The sequence below is a fragment of the Arthrobacter sp. R4 genome (assembly GCF_051365025.1).
Lineage (GTDB): Bacteria > Actinomycetota > Actinomycetes > Actinomycetales > Micrococcaceae > Arthrobacter.
Genome location: NZ_JBLWIJ010000010.1, coordinates 163,336 through 180,728, shown reverse-complemented (window position 1 = coordinate 180,728; position 17,393 = coordinate 163,336). Strand labels below are relative to the sequence as shown.

Annotated in this window: 14 protein-coding genes; 4 read left to right on the top strand and 10 right to left on the bottom strand. The window is 64.8% G+C overall.

The annotated features are described in order from the left end of the window. Positions 1–9: 9 nt before the first annotated feature. Entirely contained in the window at positions 10–1,800 is a 1,791-nt protein-coding gene (gene aspS / locus ACLKOZ_RS06670; RefSeq protein WP_436473758.1) for an aspartate--tRNA ligase, read from the bottom strand. Between the two features lie 107 nt (positions 1,801–1,907). On the opposite strand from aspS, the gene ACLKOZ_RS06665 reads away from it, so the two are divergent. Beyond that, positions 1,908–3,152, top strand: coding sequence for an APC family permease (locus tag ACLKOZ_RS06665; protein ID WP_436473756.1), 1,245 nt, complete (start codon positions 1,908–1,910; stop codon positions 3,150–3,152). A gap of 121 nt (positions 3,153–3,273) precedes the next feature. Here ACLKOZ_RS06665 and hisS read toward each other — a convergent pair whose 3' ends face one another. Continuing rightward, positions 3,274–4,644 carry a histidine--tRNA ligase gene (gene hisS / locus ACLKOZ_RS06660; RefSeq protein ID WP_436473754.1) on the bottom strand — a complete coding sequence of 457 codons (1,371 nt, stop codon included), beginning with the start codon at positions 4,642–4,644 and terminating at the stop codon, positions 3,274–3,276. 234 nt (positions 4,645–4,878) lie between these two features. Here hisS and ACLKOZ_RS06655 point away from each other — a divergent pair, with 234 nt between their 5' ends. From ACLKOZ_RS06655 to ACLKOZ_RS06645, 3 genes are all read left to right on the top strand, one after another. Then, positions 4,879–5,679, top strand: a complete 801-nt coding sequence (locus ACLKOZ_RS06655; RefSeq protein ID WP_436473752.1) for a peptidylprolyl isomerase — start codon at positions 4,879–4,881, stop codon at positions 5,677–5,679. A 67-nt stretch (positions 5,680–5,746) separates the two neighbouring features. Next, the gene (locus tag ACLKOZ_RS06650) at positions 5,747–7,486 is read left to right on the top strand and encodes a DUF349 domain-containing protein (protein WP_436473751.1); all 1,740 of its coding nucleotides are present in this window, start codon (positions 5,747–5,749) and stop codon (positions 7,484–7,486) included. Positions 7,487–7,597: 111 nt separating this feature from the next. Then, a complete protein-coding gene (locus ACLKOZ_RS06645; RefSeq protein WP_436473749.1) occupies positions 7,598–8,323 on the top strand; it encodes a hypothetical protein in 726 nt (241 codons plus the stop codon). Here the strand turns inward: ACLKOZ_RS06645 and ACLKOZ_RS06640 are convergent. From ACLKOZ_RS06640 to ACLKOZ_RS06605, 8 genes are all read right to left on the bottom strand, one after another. Continuing rightward, a complete protein-coding gene (locus ACLKOZ_RS06640) occupies positions 8,204–10,597 on the bottom strand; it encodes a RelA/SpoT family protein (RefSeq protein WP_337348610.1) in 2,394 nt (797 codons plus the stop codon). The two genes, ACLKOZ_RS06645 and ACLKOZ_RS06640, sit on opposite strands and share 120 nt — an antisense overlap. 135 nt (positions 10,598–10,732) lie before the next feature. Beyond that, positions 10,733–11,752, bottom strand: a complete 1,020-nt coding sequence (gene secF, locus ACLKOZ_RS06635) for a protein translocase subunit SecF (protein ID WP_436473746.1) — start codon at positions 11,750–11,752, stop codon at positions 10,733–10,735. Then, the gene (gene secD, locus ACLKOZ_RS06630) at positions 11,753–13,510 is read right to left on the bottom strand and encodes a protein translocase subunit SecD (protein WP_436473744.1); all 1,758 of its coding nucleotides are present in this window, start codon (positions 13,508–13,510) and stop codon (positions 11,753–11,755) included. A 103-nt stretch (positions 13,511–13,613) separates the two neighbouring features. Continuing rightward, entirely contained in the window at positions 13,614–14,018 is a 405-nt protein-coding gene (yajC, locus tag ACLKOZ_RS06625) for a preprotein translocase subunit YajC (protein ID WP_337348613.1), read from the bottom strand. A 188-nt stretch (positions 14,019–14,206) separates the two neighbouring features. Beyond that, positions 14,207–15,295: a Holliday junction branch migration DNA helicase RuvB gene (gene ruvB / locus ACLKOZ_RS06620; protein ID WP_337348614.1), complete on the bottom strand. Its 1,089-nt coding sequence runs from the start codon at positions 15,293–15,295 to the stop codon at positions 14,207–14,209. Then, positions 15,288–15,932 (bottom strand): Holliday junction branch migration protein RuvA, encoded by a 645-nt coding sequence (gene ruvA / locus ACLKOZ_RS06615; protein WP_337351159.1) that lies wholly within the window; start codon positions 15,930–15,932, stop codon positions 15,288–15,290. The genes ruvB and ruvA overlap by 8 nt, the downstream gene beginning before the upstream one ends. Positions 15,933–16,022: 90 nt before the next feature. After that, a complete protein-coding gene (gene ruvC / locus ACLKOZ_RS06610) occupies positions 16,023–16,601 on the bottom strand; it encodes a crossover junction endodeoxyribonuclease RuvC (RefSeq protein WP_066291703.1) in 579 nt (192 codons plus the stop codon). A 35-nt stretch (positions 16,602–16,636) separates the two neighbouring features. Then, complete coding sequence (locus ACLKOZ_RS06605) at positions 16,637–17,392, bottom strand: YebC/PmpR family DNA-binding transcriptional regulator (protein WP_337348616.1); 756 nt, start codon at positions 17,390–17,392, stop codon at positions 16,637–16,639. Position 17,393: the final 1 nt, after the last annotated feature.

The following is a 17,393-nucleotide window of genomic DNA, read 5'->3' as shown; positions in this document are numbered from 1 at the left end:
TCCTGAGCTTTAAGCCTTTGTGGCGTCCGGTTCAGCCTTCTTGGCTTCCGGCTTGAAGTCGACGCCGGCTTCCTTGCGCTGCTGCGGCGTGATCGGCGCGGGCGCCTGGGTCAGCGGGTCGTAGCCGTTGCCGGTCTTGGGGAAGGCAATGACGTCGCGGATGGACTCAACACCTGCCAACAGTGCCACCACGCGGTCCCAGCCGAAGGCGATGCCGCCGTGCGGAGGGGCACCGAACTTGAAGCCCTCAAGCAGGAACCCGAACTTGGTCTGGGCGTCTGCCTTGTCCAGGCCCATCAGCTCGAAGACGCGCTCCTGGACATCGCGCTCGTGGATACGGATGGAGCCGCCGCCAATTTCGTTGCCGTTGCACACGATGTCGTAGGCGTAGGAAAGTGCGGATTCCGGGTCCTGGTCGAACGTTTCCAGGAACTCGGGCTTGGGCGAGGTGAAGGCGTGGTGGACAGCCGTCCACTTGCCGGCACCAACGGCCACGTCCCCGGAAGCCACGGCTGCGGCGGCCGGTTCGAACATCGGCGCGTCAACCACCCAGCAGAAGGCCCAGGCGTTGGGGTCGATCAGGCCGGTGCGGTGGCCGATCTCAACGCGGGCAGCACCCAGGAGGGCGCGGGCCGCTGATTTCTCACCGGCGGCGAAGAAGATGCAGTCGCCGGGCTTGGCGCCCACTGCATCGGCCAAGCCTGCACGCTCGGTGTCGGTCAGGTTCTTGGCGACCGGGCCGGCCAGTTCGCCGTCTTCCTTGAAGAGCACGTAAGCCAGGCCCTTGTGTCCGCGTTGCTTGGCGAATTCCTGCCAGCCGTCCAGGGTGCGGCGCGGCTGCGAGGCACCGCCGGGCATCACCACGGCGCCGACGTACGGAGCCTTGAAGACACCGAAGTTGGTGTCCTTGAAGAATTCGGTGAGCTCGGTCAGCTCCACGCCGAAGCGGAGATCGGGCTTATCCGAGCCGTAGCGCGCCATCGCGTCCGCATAGGTGATGCGCTGGATGGGGGTGGGGATCTCGACGTCGATCAGCTTCCACAGTGCCTTGACGATGTTTTCGCCCAGGGCGATGATGTCGTCCTGGTCCACGAAGCTGGCCTCGATGTCCAGCTGCGTGAATTCGGGCTGACGGTCCGCGCGGAAGTCCTCGTCGCGGTAGCAGCGAGCGATCTGGTAGTACTTCTCGAAGCCGCCCACCTGCAGGAGCTGCTTGAAAAGCTGCGGGGACTGCGGCAGGGCGTACCAGGAACCCGGTGCCAGGCGTGCGGGAACCACAAAGTCACGGGCGCCTTCCGGCGTCGAGCGTGTCAGCGTGGGTGTTTCGATCTCGACGTAACCGTCCTGGTGGAGCAGTTCCCGGGCCACCCGGTTCGCTTCGGACCGGAGCCGCAGGTTGCGTGCGGGGCCGGGGCGGCGCAGGTCAAGGTAGCGGTGCTTCAGGCGGGCTTCCTCACCCACCTCAACGTGCTCATCAATCTGGAACGGCAACGGATCGGACGTGTTAAGGATGACTACCTTGTCCGCCATGACCTCGATCTCGCCGGTAGCCAGCGCCGGGTTCTCATTGCCCTCGGGCCGCTTGGAGACGGTGCCGGTGATCTGAAGGACGTACTCGTTGCGCAGACCGTGGAAGACCTCTTCCTCACGGACCACAACCTGCGCCACACCGGAGGCATCGCGCAGGTCCACGAATGCGACACCACCGTGGTCACGACGGCGGCCCACCCAGCCAGCCAGGGTTACGGTTTGTCCAATGTGCTCGGAGCGAAGGGATCCGAGGTCATGTGTGCGCAGCACAGCACGCCTTTCTGAAAGAGACAGCAGGAACTTTAGGGAAGTTGCATAGGATCGTTCCGGGAACAATCCCGTTCGAGTTTACCCGTTGGAAAGGCTTCGCCTCCCCCATGACCAGGCACCAGCAACTTCAGCGGAGGCTTGGCGTGTTCGACGCCACCTCGATCGGCCTCGGCTCCATGCTGGGCGCGGGCGTCTTTGTGGCCTTCGCCCCTGCCGCCGGACTCGCCGGACGCTTCCTGGTGGTCCCTGTCCTCCTTGCGGGTGCCGTGGCGTACTGCAACGCGGTCGCCTCTGCTGAACTCGCAGCCAGGTACCCGGCCAGTGGCGGAACCTACGTCTACGGCCGAAAGCGGCTGGGCGCGTGGCCGGGTTTTGTGGCCGGCTGGGGTTTCGTCACCGGAAAGACCGCGTCGTGCGCGGCCATGGCACTGACATTCGGGAACTATGTTGCGCCACAGTACGCCGTTCCGGTCGCGATTGCCGCGGTGGTGGCGCTGACAGGCGTCAATCTGCTGGGCATTACCCGCACGGCCCTCCTGACCAGGATCCTCTTGGCCGTTGTCCTGGCCACGCTGGTATTTGTCGCCGCGGCCAGCATCGTTGGCCCCCACCCGGGCGTTCAGGCGGCCGACGGCGGGGCTGCCGCCGGCGTCGGGGGCATTCTGCCCGCAGCAGGCCTGATGTTTTTCGCCTTCGCGGGGTACGCGCGCATCGCCACCCTGGGTGAAGAGGTCAAGGATCCCGCGAAGACGATTCCCCGCGCCATCCTGGCCGCCCTCGCTGCCGCCTTCGGCATCTACTTTGTCCTGGCGCTGCTGCTGCTGAACCACTTGTCCCCTGCCGGCCTTGCCGCAACGGCCACGCCGCTGCTGGAGGCGGTACGGAATTCGGCTCTGGGCGCCGGCGCGCCGCTCGTGCAGGCAGGCGCGGCCGCCGCCTGCCTCGGCGCACTCCTGGCGCTGATCACCGGCGTGGGCCGGACCGCGTTGGCGATGGCCAGGGAACGCGACCTGCCCGGCACCCTGGCGCACGTCGGCGGGAAACATACGGTGCCGTTCGTGGCCGAACTGGCAGTGGCCGCCGTCGTCATTGTCCTGCTGCTCACCACGGACGTCATGACGGTAGTGGGATTCTCCAGCTTTGGCGTCCTGATCTACTACGCGGTCACCAATGCGGCCGCCTACACGCTGCCCGAACACCCTGCACACGGCCCCCGGTGGCTTAATGTCACCGGGTTCCTCGGCTGCCTGCTCCTGGCGTTCACACTTCCGGCCGCCTCGGTGCTGGGCATGGTTGGCGTCCTGGCCGCCGGAGCGGCAGGGCGGTTCCTGGTGCTCCGGCTGCGACGTTAGCGCCGCAGCGGCATGTAAGTTCCGCCGTCGTGGGGCCCTTCTCACCCCGGAAACAGGCTCGGCGAGTCCGTGTCGAAGTGCCCCACGAAGGGTCGCGGTTTGGCCCGGGACGGGCCTGGGGTCAGGCCGGCTGGGCGGATGCCTGGAGGGCAGTAGTGACCTGGACGGACAGGTCTTCGTCGGACGGTGACCAGCTGGCGGGATCGGCGTCCACCTGCACACCGGTTCGGATGTCCTTAACCTGGTGCTTACCGTGCTCGTCGGTGAACCATACAAACGGAATGCCGCGGCGGTCTGCGAACTTGATCTGCTTGCCGAACTTTTCGGCCTTCGCCGCCACCTCGGTGGCGACGCCCCGGCCGCGGAGCTGTGCCGCGACGTCCTGGGCAGCGCCCCAGCTGTCGTCATCAGCCAACGCAACGAGCACGGCTGTAGGAACAGAGCGGGAAGCCTTCGCCAAGTCCTGGCTGAGGATGCGCGAGACCAGACGGGTTACCCCGATGGAAAGGCCGACGCCGGGGAACTTGCGGTTGCCTTTGGACGCCAGTGCATCGTAACGGCCGCCGGAGCAGATGGAACCAAGCTGCTCATGGCCCACCAGGACGGTCTCCACGACAGTGCCGGTGTAATAATCCAGGCCGCGGGCGATGCTGAGGTCCGCAATTACCTTGCCCGGGGCGCGCTGCACCGCTGCCTCAATGACCTGCTCCAGCTCGTTCAGGCCTTCCTCCAGGAGTTCGTTGCTGACGCCAAGGGCGCGGACCCGTGCCGCGAACGATGTGTCTTCCGTGCGGATCGCCGCGAGCTGGAGGGCTGCCTGCGCCTGCTCCTCCGAGGCTCCGAGTTCGGTCTTGAGCAGTTCCGCAACCTTGGCCGGGCCGATCTTTTCCAACTTGTCGATGCTGCGCAGGACCCCTGCAGTGTCATCCAGGCCAATGCCGTGGTAGAAGCCTTCGGCCAGTTTGCGGTTGTTGATACGCAGGCGGAAATCCGGGATGGGCAAGGCGCTGAGGGCCTCGGCGATCACCAGGGCGATCTCCACGTCATAGCGGAACGGCAGTTCGCCGTCGCCCACCACGTCGATGTCAGCCTGCGTGAATTCGCGGGCGCGGCCCTCCTGCGGACGCTCTCCGCGCCACACTTTTTGAATCTGGTAGCGGCGGAACGGGAAGGCAAGGTAGCCGGCGTTCTCTACGACGTAGCGGGCGAAGGGCACCGTCAGGTCGAAGTGCAGGGCAAGGGCGTGCGGATCGTGCCTGCCGGCCTTGGACTCCTCGCCCTCGTCATCCTGGAGGCGGCTAAGCCCATACACCTCTTTGTCGATTTCGCCCTTGCGCAGCAGCTGGCCAACCGTTTCGACGGCGCGGGTCTCGATGGACGCGAACCCGTGCAGCTCAAAAACCTTGCGGAGGGTGTCCAGCACATGCAGCTCCACCAGCCGCTCCTCGGGAAGCCACTCTGGGAATCCGGACAGGGAGGCGGTGCGTGCCATGGTGGAATATCTCCTCTGGATGAAGGGTGCCTGCGACTTTGCCGGCATTCCACCCGAAACGGGGCGGGAACGGCGGTTGTCCGGCAACTCATGCATAAACTATGTGCGGCAGTCAGTTTATGCGTCATCCGCCTGCATCTCTAATGTGCGGGTGAGGGCAGTAAATGCTGTCAAAGGACTGCAGGCGCACCGGAACCACCAGGCACGCCGCAGCGGCGACTATCAGGAGGACCATTGGCGGCCAGTTCACGCAGCGCCCGCGAGGCCAAACGGCGCATCCAGCAGATGGAAGCCAAGCGCGAGCTGCGGCGGGAGCAGGAGCAAAGGCGCAAACGGGACAATATTATTGCCGCCGGTGCCGGTGCAGCCGCCGTCATCCTCGCCGTCGTGCTCCAACTCACGGTCTTTGCCGGAAACCCCACGGAAGAGGAATATGCTGCGGCCGAGGCCGGGCTCACCAGTCCGTCCGCCTCCTCCACGCCGTCGGCACAGCCCACTAACGGTCCCAACATTCCGGCGGCGGACACCGCTGCCGGCAAAGTTTTTACCGGGGAAATGACGCTCAACGGGAACGTGCTCGGCATCGAAATCGACGGTACCAAGGCGCCCCAGGCTGCCGCCGTCTTCAAAACGCTCACGGACGAGGGTTTTTACAACGGCAGCGCCTGCCACCGCCTGACCACCGCTGACTCGTTCGGCCTCCTGCAGTGCGGCGGCGCCTCCGCCTCGGCCGACCCGGACTACACCTGGGGTCCCCTCGAAAACACTCCGCCGGACAACACGTACCCCGCCGGCACCATCGCTGTGGCCCGCTCCGGAGACAACGCGTACGGAAACGGCAAGCAGTTCTTCGTGGTCTACAAAGACACGGTGATTCCAGCCGACTCTGCCGGGGGCTATACGGTGGTGGGCAAGGTGACCTCAGGAATGGAAGCAGTGAACGCCATTGCCGCCGCGGGAATCACTCCCGGTCCCAGCGCCACAGACGGCGCACCTGTGCAACCAGTCACGATAGACTCGGTTTCTCTGAAGTAGGAAGCCAGGCCTTCACGGCCACGGTGCAGTACGTGAGTATTTCCCTCCAAGCGAAAGACTTTTAGCGGTGACAGACAGTCAGAAATCCGACGAAACAGCAGCAGACCTGACCGAGGAAACGGCCCCCGTGGCTGAACCGGCAGCGGCTGACGAAGCAACGGCCGAGGAGTCCGAGGTCCTGGAGCCCGGCAACGGGACGGCATCGGTTGAAGATTCCCCGACCGACGATGCCGTTTCGGAAGGTGCGCCGTCCGAACCCGCGCCCTCCGATGGTGCACAGTCCGGGGACGCCGTCGCAGAGGAGGCCCCCGCAGCTGCCGAGGAATCGTCTGAAACCGATGCCCCGGCCGGTTCCGCTGAGGAGACAGCCTCCGAGGCTGTTGCGCCCGCCGCTGCTGCCGAGGCCGCAACCCCGGCCGATTCCGCTGCCGGCGTATCGCCTCGGCCGGCCGCCGCACCGCGTCCGGCGCCGTCACCGGCCGCTTTCGCGTCCCGTCCTAAGCCGGCGGCCGCCGCTCCTGCCGCGTCACCCGCGCCGGTAGTGCCCGCGACGTCTCTGGCCGAGGCTTCGCGCTGGGGCCGCGTCGAAGGCGACGGCCATGTTTTCCTGACCATCGACGGCGAGGAGCATGCAGTCGGGCAGTACCCCGGTGTCAGCAACGACGAAGCCCTGGCGTACTTCGCCCGCAAGTTCGATGACATCCTGGCCCAGATCGTGCTGCTGGAACAGCGGGTAAGTTCCAAAGCCCCGAGTACCGACATGCAAAAGACGGTCACGCACCTGCGCGAACAGCTGGCCGAGCGGAACATGGTGGGCGACATCCGTGCCGCTGAGACCCGCCTCGACAAGCTTTCCGAACAGGTCAAGGAGCTTGAGAAGACCGAGAAGGCCGAGCACGACGCCGTCCGCACCGCCGAGCTGGCCGCCCGCGAAGCGATCGTTGCCGAAGCCGAAAGCATCTCCGGCCAGGACCCTTCCCAGATCCAGTGGAAGACCTCCAGCGCCCGGATGAACGAGCTGTTCGAAAGCTGGAAGACAGCCCAAAAGAGCGGCGTACGCTTGGGCCGCAGCAACGAGGACGCCCTCTGGAAGCGCTTCCGCGCGGCGCGGACCGTCTTCGACCGCCACCGCCGGGCCTACTTCTCCCAGCTGGACAGCAACAACTCGGCGGCAAAGTCGGCCAAGGAGAAGCTGATTGCAGAGGCCGAGGCCCTGTCCACCTCCACCGACTGGGGCTATGCGGCCGGTGAATACCGCCGGCTGATGGACGACTGGAAAGCCTCGCCGCGCGCCAGCCGAAAGGATGACGACGCCCTGTGGGCACGCTTCCGCGCGGCCCAGGACGTCTTCTTCACCAACCGGCAGGCCGCCAACGAAGAGATCGACCAGGAATACGCGGCCAACCTCACCGTGAAGGAAGCACTCCTCGTTGAGGCCAACGCAATCCTTCCGGTTAAGGACCTTGCCGCCGCTAAGAAGGCACTCCAGTCCGTCCGCGACCGGTGGGAAGAGGCCGGTAAGGTTCCGCGCGCCGACATGGGCCGCATTGAAGCCGGCCTCCGCAAGGTGGAGGACGCCGTCCGCCACGCGGAAGAGGAAAACTGGCAGCGGTCCAACCCCGAGACCAAAGCGCGTACCAACAGCGCGCTGTCCCAGCTGGAAGCCGCCATCGCGGGTCTGCAGGATGACCTCGCCAAGGCGGAGAAGGCCGGCGACCAGCGCAAGATCAAGGCCGCCAAGGAAGCCCTTGACGCACGGCAGGCATGGCTGGACCAGATCCAGCGCTCGGCCAGCGAACTCTCCTAGGCGCCGGCCCTTCAGGGGCGTGACGACTGGACACGCAGGTCCGGTTCCGGTTATCCACATAACCGGAGCCGGGCCTGTACTCGTTTGCGGGCAACCCGGCAGGATGGCTGAATGGCTACTCCGCCCCCTTCGCCCGCCGTTGCGGCAACTGTGCCTGCACCTACTCTCCCCCGGTTCCCCGAACTGTACTCACCGGGGATGCCCTTCACGTGGCCGGAACTTCAGGCGATGGCCGGTGATGGGGTGCTCAGCCAATTCCATCAGCATGGCTATGCCCTCCCAGGCGTTGCTCCATCGCCGCAGATGAGGGCACGGGCGGCGGCCAACAGCGTGCCTGCAGCCATCAGACAACGCGTGGTCGCCGGACGGATGACCGCAGCATGGATCTACGGGTGCGCCGGCGAACCTGACCGGTTGGCCCTGCTCGTGGATGCCAAACGTCGCATCTCCAGCCTGCGAAACACCCGAGGGTGCACGCTGCACGAAGTCCGGCTGGGGCCATGCGATGTGGTCAGCCTGGGTGGCCTGATGATCTCCAGTCCGCTCCGCACTGCTCTGGATATCGCCTTGCACGTGGACGCCCAGCGGGCACTTCCAGTGTTGGAGGCGCTGCTGTCCAGGCCACAGAACGACGTCCGGCTACGCCTGCTGGTCCTGGCCATCGAGTCCACGCCGCGCGTGCCCCACAAGCGCTCTGCCCTGGAGAAACTCGCCCGCCTAGCTCCGGCGCTTGTTGCCGGTAGTCCGGTAGACGTCAAAAACGCCGTCGATCCGCCGGACAGCGCTGAGGACGTGGCTAAGGTACTTGGGATCGCCCATCTCGAAGGCGAACCGTGAAATGGCTACCCGATCCGTGGAGGTATGTACGCTCGCGGCCAGAATGTTCACATGGTTCTCGGAAAGGACCCGGGTGACATCAGACAGCAGCGATTTGCGGTCCAGCGCTTCGACCTGGATCTCCACCAGGAACACACTCGACTGCGTGGGTGCCCAGTCGACATCCACAATCCTGTCTGGTTGGTCCTTCAGGTCCGAGATGTTGGTGCAGTCGGTGCGGTGTACGGACACGCCGGAGCCGCGCGTGACGAATCCGAGGATCGGGTCCGGGGGGACGGGGGTGCAGCAGCGCGCCAACTTCACCCAGACGTCGCCAACGCCGCGCACTACCACGCCGGAATCAGAGAAGCGGGTCTTGGCTACCTGGGTGGGGATGCTTACTTCGGTGATGTCGTCGTCGGTGCTTTCGCTTCCGCCGAGGCTCTCCACGAGCTTTTCCATCACCGATTGCGCTGACGTGTGACCGTCTCCAACGCCGGCATAGAGGCCGGAGATGTCCACGTACTTGAAGTCTTCCGCCACCGCGGCCAGCGCCTCGTGCGTCATCAGGCGCTGCAGCGGCAGGTTTTGCTTGCGCATAGCGCGGGTCAGGAGTTCCTTGCCGCGGTCAATCGCCTCTTCGCGGCGTTCCTTGCTGAACCACTGGCGGATCTTGTTCCGTGCACGGGCGCTCTTGACGAAATGCTGCCAGTCCTGGCTGGGACCGGCTCCTTCGGCCTTCGAGGTGAAGATCTCCACCCAGTCGCCGTGGTTCAGTTCACTGTTGAGCGGGACCAGCTTGCCGTTGACGCGGGCACCGATGGTCCGGTGTCCCACCTCGGTGTGGACGGCGTAGGCAAAGTCAACCGGAGTGGATCCGGCCGGCAGTGCCATCACCTCACCCTTGGGCGTGAAAACAAACACTTCACGGGCGTTGATCTCGAACCGGAGCGAATCCAGGAACTCCCCGGGATCGGAAGTCTCCTGCTGCCAGTCCACCAGCGACCGCAGCCAGCCCATGTCGCCGTCGCGAGGGCTGCCCGGGCCGGTGGCGGTGCGGTTGGGCTGGTCCTTGTACTTCCAGTGTGCGGCCACGCCGTATTCTGCGCGGCGGTGCATCTCGTGGGTCCGGATCTGGATTTCCACCGGCTTGCCGCCAGGCCCAATCACCGTAGTGTGCAGGGACTGGTACATATTGAACTTCGGCATCGCTATGTAGTCCTTGAACCGCCCCGGCAACGGGTTCCAGCGCGCATGCATGGTCCCCAGCGCCGCATAACAGTCCCGCACGGAGTCCACCAGCACGCGGACACCCATCAGGTCATTGATGTCATCGAAGTCTTTGTCCCGGACCACCATCTTTTGGTAGATCGAGTAATAATGCTTCGGCCGGCCGGTAATCGTGGCCTTGATCCTGGCGGCCCGGAGGTCCTCGGTGATCTGGTCGCGAATGACGCCCAGGCTCTTCTCGCGCTCCGGGGTGCGGTCGCCCACCATCCGGACGATTTCCTCATAGACCTTCGGGTAGAGGGCCGCGAAGGACAGGTCCTCCAGTTCCCATTTGATGGTGTTCATGCCCAGGCGGTGGGCAAGGGGTGCGAAGATCTCCAGGGTTTCGCGCGCTTTCCGCGCGGAGGATTCAGCGGAGACGAAGCGCCATGTGCGGGCGTTGTGAAGCCTGTCCGCGAGTTTGATCATGAGGACGCGGATGTCCTTGGCCATGGCCACAACCATTTTGCGCACGGTCTCGGACTGGGCTGCTTCGCCGAAGCTGACCTTATCCAGCTTGGTGACGCCGTCAACGAGCATGGCAACCTCGGGCCCGAAGTCCCTCTTCAGGTCCGCCAGCGTGTACGGAGTGTCTTCCACGGTGTCGTGGAGCAGCGCAGCCGCCAGCGTGGTTCCACTGAGGCCCAGCTCGGCCAGAATGGTGGCCACGGCAACGGGGTGGGTGATATACGGGTCACCGCTTTTGCGTTTCTGCCCGCGGTGGCTTCGCTCGGCGACGTCGAAGGCCCGCTGGATGAGGTCGAAGTCCTCTTTCGGGTTATTGGCCCGGACGGTCCTGAGCAACGGTTCGAGGATGGGTGAATAGGTGGCCCCGCCGCGACCGGTGAGCCGTGCCAGGCGCGAACGCGTGCGTTCGCGCCTTCCCGGAAACGTGGGCCGGGCCCCCGAGTTGTCGACGGGGACGGCCTGTCCTGGGCGTGCGGCAGGGACCAGCCCGGTTTGCGGTCCGCGGCCCGGACCGTTATCTCCGTCTGCCGTTGGCGCCGACGCCGAACGTTCTTCCAATGAAGCACCCCTCACGACCCGTTTAATTACCCCAGTCTATTCCCCGATCAGCACACATATGTAACCGGCGATTAAATGCGAAGGGGCCGGCCGGCATCAGTCTCCTGATGCCGGCCGGCCCCTGTGCCTCGGGTGTCAGGCCTGGGCGGGTTCGGCTGGAGCGGCGGCCTTGGACGCCGCCTCGTGCCGCCGGTGCTCCACGCGCTTGGCCTGCTTCACAAGGTCAGGTTCATTCTGGCGGAGCCAGGCATACATGGGAGCTGCCACGAAGATCGTTGCCGCCGTCCCAATAAGGATTCCGACGAACAAGGCCAGCGACAGGTCTCTGAGCGTACCCGCACCCAGCAGGCCCGCACCGATGAACAGGATGGCGCCCACGGGGAGGATAGCGACCATCATGGTGTTGATGGAACGCACCAGGGTCTGGTTCACCGCGAGGTTGACCTCCTCGCCGAAAGTCCGGCGGGTGGACGCATCAAGATCGGCGGTGTTCTCGCGGATCTTGTCGAAGACCACCACGGTGTCATATAGGGAGTAGCTGAGTACGGTCAGGAACCCGATGATGGCCGAAGGTGTCACCTCAAAGTCGCTCAGGGCATATACCCCGGCGGTGATGAACATCGTCACCGCCATCCCGGCGATCGCTGAGAGGGACATCTTCCAGGTCCGGAAGTAGAGCGCCATGAGCAGCGCGGCGAGCACCACGAAGATGACCAGGCCGATTAGTGCCTGCTTGGTGACGTCGGCGCCCCAGGTGGGACCCACAAAGGTGGACGTCACCTCGTTGTCAGTGACGCCGTAAGCAGCCGTCAGCCCCTCCTTGATCTTGAGGGTCTCGTCGTCAGTGAGCTTGTCCGTTTGGATGCGCATGGTGGTGCCGGCGACGTTGGCCACGCGCGGAATGCTTCCCGCGACGACGTCCTGAACGGCCTTTTCGCCCACGGCGGCATCGGTGGTCTTGACGTTCGACACGGTGAATTCAGAGCCGCCGCGGAACTCGATGCCCAGGTTGAACCCGCCCTTGGCCACCGGGATAAGGATGGACAGGGCAACGGCCACGGCCGCAATGAGGAACCAGATCTTCTTGGCGCCGACAAAGTCGTACGAGCGCTTGCCTGTGTAGAGCTCGTTACCGAAAGTGGCAAAGCTGGACATTTACTTGTTCTCCTTGGATGCGCTCTTGGAGGAGCCGGTAAGCTGCTCCTGCTTCTCCGCGAGGCGGCGTTCCGCGATGGTCATCCTGCGCTCTGCCTCAGCGGCAGCACCGGTGTTCTTTGCCCGGACCGCAGCAGGCTTCGAGTCAGGGGTGCGCAGGCGTCCGGCTCCGCGATACAGCGGCACTGCCCCGAGTTGCTTCGGATCAAGGCCGGAGAACCGGTGGCCCTCTCCGAAGAACCTGGTGCGCGCAAGCATCTGCATCGTCGGGTGCGTGAACATAAAGACGACAATGAGGTCGGCGATGGCTGTCAGGCCGAGCGTGAACGCAAAGCCGCGGACGTTGCCCACTGCCACAAAGTAGAGCACGAGGGCAGCAAGCAGGTTGACTGCCTTGGAGGCCAGGACCGTCCGCTTGGCGCGCTTCCACCCGTTCTCGACGGCGGAGACCAGGCCGCGGCCTTCGCGCAACTCGTCACGGATGCGTTCGAAGTAGACGATGAACGAATCCGCTGTCTGGCCGATTGCCACGATAAGACCGGCAACGCCGGCAAGTGAGAGCCGGTAGTTTTCGGTCCAGCCCAGGATGGCGATGGCGAGGTACGTCAGTGCACCGGCCACCACCAGCGAGGCGATCGTGACGAAGCCCAGGGCACGGTATTGGAAGAGCGAATAAACCACCACGAGCAGCAGGCCGATCACGCCGGCCAGGAGGCCCATGCGGAGCTGCTCACCACCCAGTGTCGCGGAGATCTGCTGCTCACTCTGGATCTCGAAGCTGATAGGCAGCGCACCGAACCGAAGCTGGTCTGAGAGCGCCTTAGCCGTCTGCTCTGTGAAGCCACCGGTGATCTGCGGGCGCCCGTCGGTGATGACAGCAAGGGAACGCGGCGCGGAGATGACCTGATCGTCGAGCACGATAGCGAACTGTGCCTTGGGGTCGGTGCCGGTTTCGCCGCCGGCTGCCACATAGAACTGGTTCAGGCGTTCAGTGACCTCTTTGAACTTGGCGGTACCTTCGTCGTCGAACTGGATGTTGACGGCCCACTCGTTGGTCACGGCACCCTGCGCGCCCTGCTGAAGCTGGAAGGAGGAGGTGACAATGTTGCTGCCCTTGACCTCCACCGGTCCCAGGATGTATTTGATCGCCGGAGTGGTGGCCGTTGCGGGCTCACAGGTCACGAGCGGCTTGGCAGGGTCGGAGCGCTCCTGCTTGTCCTGGGACGGGTTGTCGCAGTCGAGGGTCTCGAACTGGCGGTAGACCTCGGGCGTGATCCAGTTGGTGTCGCTGCTGTTGGCGGGTTCCGCCGTCGGCTTCGGCAGCTGGTCCTCAGGCGTGAGCGACTCCGTGGGGACCGCAGCGCCTGCTCCGTTGAGGAGAACAGGGCGGAAGTTCATGTCGGCGGAAGCCTGTATCAGGGCCCTCGTCTGAGTGGAGGGCGTGCCCGGAAGGCTGACCACAACGTTCCGGCCTGACTGGGTGCTGATCTCCGCTTCGGCAACGCCGGAGCCGTCCACGCGTTGGCGGATGATGGCCACCGCCTGGTTAAGCTGCTCCTCGTTAATGTCCGAACCGCCCTCAACCTTGGGCGCCAGGATCATCTGGGTGCCGCCTTCGAGGTCCAACGCCAGCTTGGGTGCCCAGCTGGCCTGTCCGGCGATGGTGCCGCCAGCAAGGACAGCCGTCAGCACAGCGAGGACTACGCCAAGCCAGACGAGTACCCTGAGGCCTGATTTTTTGGGGCCAGTTCGTGCCATTGTCGATCTTTCTCTTATTCATGCCAGGAACCGCCGGTGCGAGCAATTGCTCCCACCGGCGGCAACCTGCTGCCGTAGAGGTGCAGAAATACGTGAGCGGGGACTAGTTGTCCTTCTTGCCCTCGTCGTTGAGGCGCTTCAGGGTCTCGTCCGGGGTCTCGGGGGCAGCGGCGGCGGTTCCGGCAGTTCCGGCGTCCTGCGTGGTCAGCGAGGAGGCGTCGTCAGGGACAACCGTGGGCTCCTCCTCTGCAACAGCAGCCGGCTCCACAATTTTGGTGACAGCCTGGCGGTGAACTGTAGCGAGGTTGCCGGGAGAGAGCTCGAGCACTACCTTGTTCTCTTCATCGTCCATGGAGACAATCCGGCCAAAAAGACCGAAGCTCGTCATGACCTCAACCCCAGGGGCGAACTGGGACTGCAGCGTTGCTTGCTGCTCCTTGGTCTTCTTGTTGCGGCGGAACATCATAAAGATAAAAATTCCGAGCATGGCGAACAAGACGATGTTCATGGGATCCACAGGGATGCTTCCGATCTGTACTGGCGTATTGGTTTAAGGCGCCGTCCTCTTTGAACCGGGTGGCCGGGCGGCGAACCACCTGACATCCACCGGTAGCTGCTGGAGCCACCTGCGGGAACAAAGACGCGAACGTGCCGGGCGTCATACCCAGTCTAAAGGGAAAAGCTGAAAGGTCGGCGCTATGGGGTGTTGGGCGCCCAGTTGACGCCGTCTTCGTCGCCGTCGCTGTCTGGTTCGAACAGGTCCAGCGGTTCCTGGCTGAACACTCCGGACGGGATGGCGTAACCGAGGTGGGTCCAGGCCGGGGCCATGGCGATGCGGCCCCGCGGTGTCCGGCCCAACAGGCCTTCGCGGACCAGGAACGGCTCCGCGACCGTTTCCACCGTCTCGGTCTCTTCTCCCACCGCTATGGCGAGGGTGGACAGGCCCACGGGCCCGCCGCCGAACTTGGTGATGAGCGCTTCGAGGACGGCACGGTCGAGCCTGTCCAGCCCCCTTTTATCCACTTCATACATATCCAGCGCGGCGGAGGCTGCGCGGGCATCGATCTGCTCGATTCCATGGACCAGTGCCCAGTCACGCACACGGCGGAGCAGGCGGTTGGCGATACGCGGTGTCCCCCGCGACCGTCCGGCGATTTCGCTGAATCCGGCGGAGTTGACCTTCAGGTCCAGCAGGCCGGCGGACCGCCTAAGGACCAACTCAAGTTCCGGAACGGAATAGAACTCTAGATGGCCGGTGAAGCCGAACCTGTCGCGCAACGGACCAGGAAGCAGCCCCGCGCGCGTGGTGGCACCCACCAGCGTGAAGGGAGGCAGGTCGAGCGGAATCGCAGTGGCACCGGCGCCTTTTCCCACCACAATGTCCACGCGGAAGTCTTCCATGGCCATGTACAGCATTTCCTCGGCCGGGCGGGACATCCGGTGGATCTCGTCCAGGAACAGGACCTCCCCTTCGGAGAGGGATGAGAGGATGGCTGCGAGGTCGCCGGCGTGCTGGATGGCCGGACCGCTGCTGATCCGCAGGGGTGCGTTCATTTCAGCTGCCACGATCATGGCGAGCGTGGTTTTGCCGAGGCCTGGAGGCCCCGAGAACAGCACGTGGTCCGCGCTCCGGCCGCGCATCCGCGACGCCTGCAGGACCAGCGAGAGCTGTTTCCGGACACGGTGCTGACCGACAAAGTCGTCCAGGTTCTTGGGCCGGAGGGCAGCTTCGATGGCCCGGTCTTCGGGCTCTTCCACGGCCGCCACCACGGACGGGTCAGCCACGGCTGCCTACGCGGTTGCCGGCCCGTGCGCCGTCCTGGCCAAGCCAGCGGAGCGTGGTCCGAAGGATTTCCGCGACATTGCCACGGAAAGAGACCTCGGGGTCGTCGGCCAATGCCTTCTCGATGCTGGAGGTGGCGTCCTTTTCCGACCAACCGAGGCTGGTCATGGCGGCCACCACCTGGGGCTTCCAGGCGGCCTCGGCCGGGGTGGCTACACTGGCAGCTCCAACCGTTCCGTGCGGCACCAGCTTGCCAGCGAGTTCCAACACGATCCGGCCAGCCACTTTAGGGCCGATGCCGGGCACTTTCGTGAACGTTTTACTGTCGCCGGTGTGGGCTGCAACCCGGATGGCTTCCGGTTCATGCACGGCAAGGACTGCCAGCGCCAGGCGTGGACCCACACCGCTGACGCTCAGCAGGACATCGAAGACTTCGCGTTCGTCGTCAGAAGCAAATCCGAACAGGGTCAGCGAATCCTCCCGGACGATCAGGGAGGTGAAGAGCTTGCCTTCTTCGCCGACGCGGAGGCGGCTGAGAGTTTGGGGCGTGGCGTTGACGCTCATGCCCGCGCCGTTGAGGTCGATCACGGCAGTGGAAAGGCCAACGTGCGCTACGGTTCCGCGAAGGAAACTGATCAAAGCCGGGCTCCTGGTGTACCGCCGGGCTCTTTGGAGCAGAACCGGCTATCCGAACATATCTACGAATACCCTAGCAAGCGCTGCGGCCATTCACCGCGCGCGGCGCGCCTTCGCCTCGGCTTCAGCCCAGGCCCGCTGGGCGGGCGTCAGCGACAGGCTGCCGGGGCCGGTGGTGGCTACTGCCGCGCCGCTGCCAGCACGCCAGGCATGCGTGATGGCCAGCGCCAGGGCATCTGCGGCGTCGGCCGGGCGGGGCGGCGCGTCTAGCCGGAGGATCTTGGTGACCAGTTTGGTCACGGCCTCCTTGTTGGAGTTGCCGCTGCCGGTGACGGCTGCTTTGACTTCCGACGGCGTGTGCAGCGCCACCGGGATGCCGCGCCGGGCCGCGGCGGCGATCACCACGCCGGAGGCCTGCGCCACACCCATCACCGTGCTGACGTTCAGCTGGGAGAAAACGCGTTCGACGGCGAGGACGTGGGGTTCGTAGCGGTCCAGCCAATCGTCGATGGCCAGGGCGATGACCAGGAGCCGTTGGTCCAGGGTTTCGTCCGGGGAAGTACCCACCACTCCGACGCCCACCATGGTGGCCCGCCGGTTCCGCTCGACGTCGACGACGCCAATGCCGCAGCGGGTGAGGCCCGGGTCAACGCCGAGTACTCGCAGCGTCACGCTCCGCCATCCGCCCTAGGCCGCAAAGCGGAAGGTCACTCTGATTCCAGGGCGGCCTGGACTTCGTCGCTGAGGTCGGCGTTGCTGTAGACGTTCTGGACGTCGTCGAGGTCTTCCAGGGCGTCCACAAGCTTCATGAACTTCTTGGCGGCGTCCAGGTCCAGGGGAACCTCCATGGACGGAACGAACTCGGCTTCGTCGGTGTCGTATTCGATCCCCGCTTCCTTCAGGGCGTCGCGGACGGCCTGAAGGTCCTTGGGGTCCGAGTGGATCTCGAACGTGTCGCCGTTGTCCTTGACTTCCTCAGCGCCGGCGTCGAGGACGGCCATGAGGACATCGTCCTCGGTGAGTTCCTTCTTGGGCAGGGACACCACGCCCTTGCGGCTGAAGAGGTAGCTGACTGAACCGGGGTCCGCGATGGTGCCGCCGTTGCGGGAAATGGCAAGGCGGACTTCGGACGCCGCACGGTTCTTGTTGTCCGTGAGGCACTCGATGAGCAGGGCCGAGCCCTGCGGGCCGCGGCATTCGTACATGATCTCGGTGTAGTCGACCACTTCACCGGTCAGGCCCGCCCCGCGCTTGATGGCGCGGTCGATGTTGTCGGCGGGAACCGAGGTCTTCTTTGCCTTGGTGACAGCAAGTTCCAGGCTCGGGTTGCCGGCGAGGTCCGGACCGCCCATGCGGGCAGCGACTTCGATGTTCTTGATCAGCTTGGCGAACGATTTTGCGCGGCGGCTATCGAGGATGGCCTTCTTGTGCTTGGTCGTTGCCCATTTGGAGTGGCCTGACATG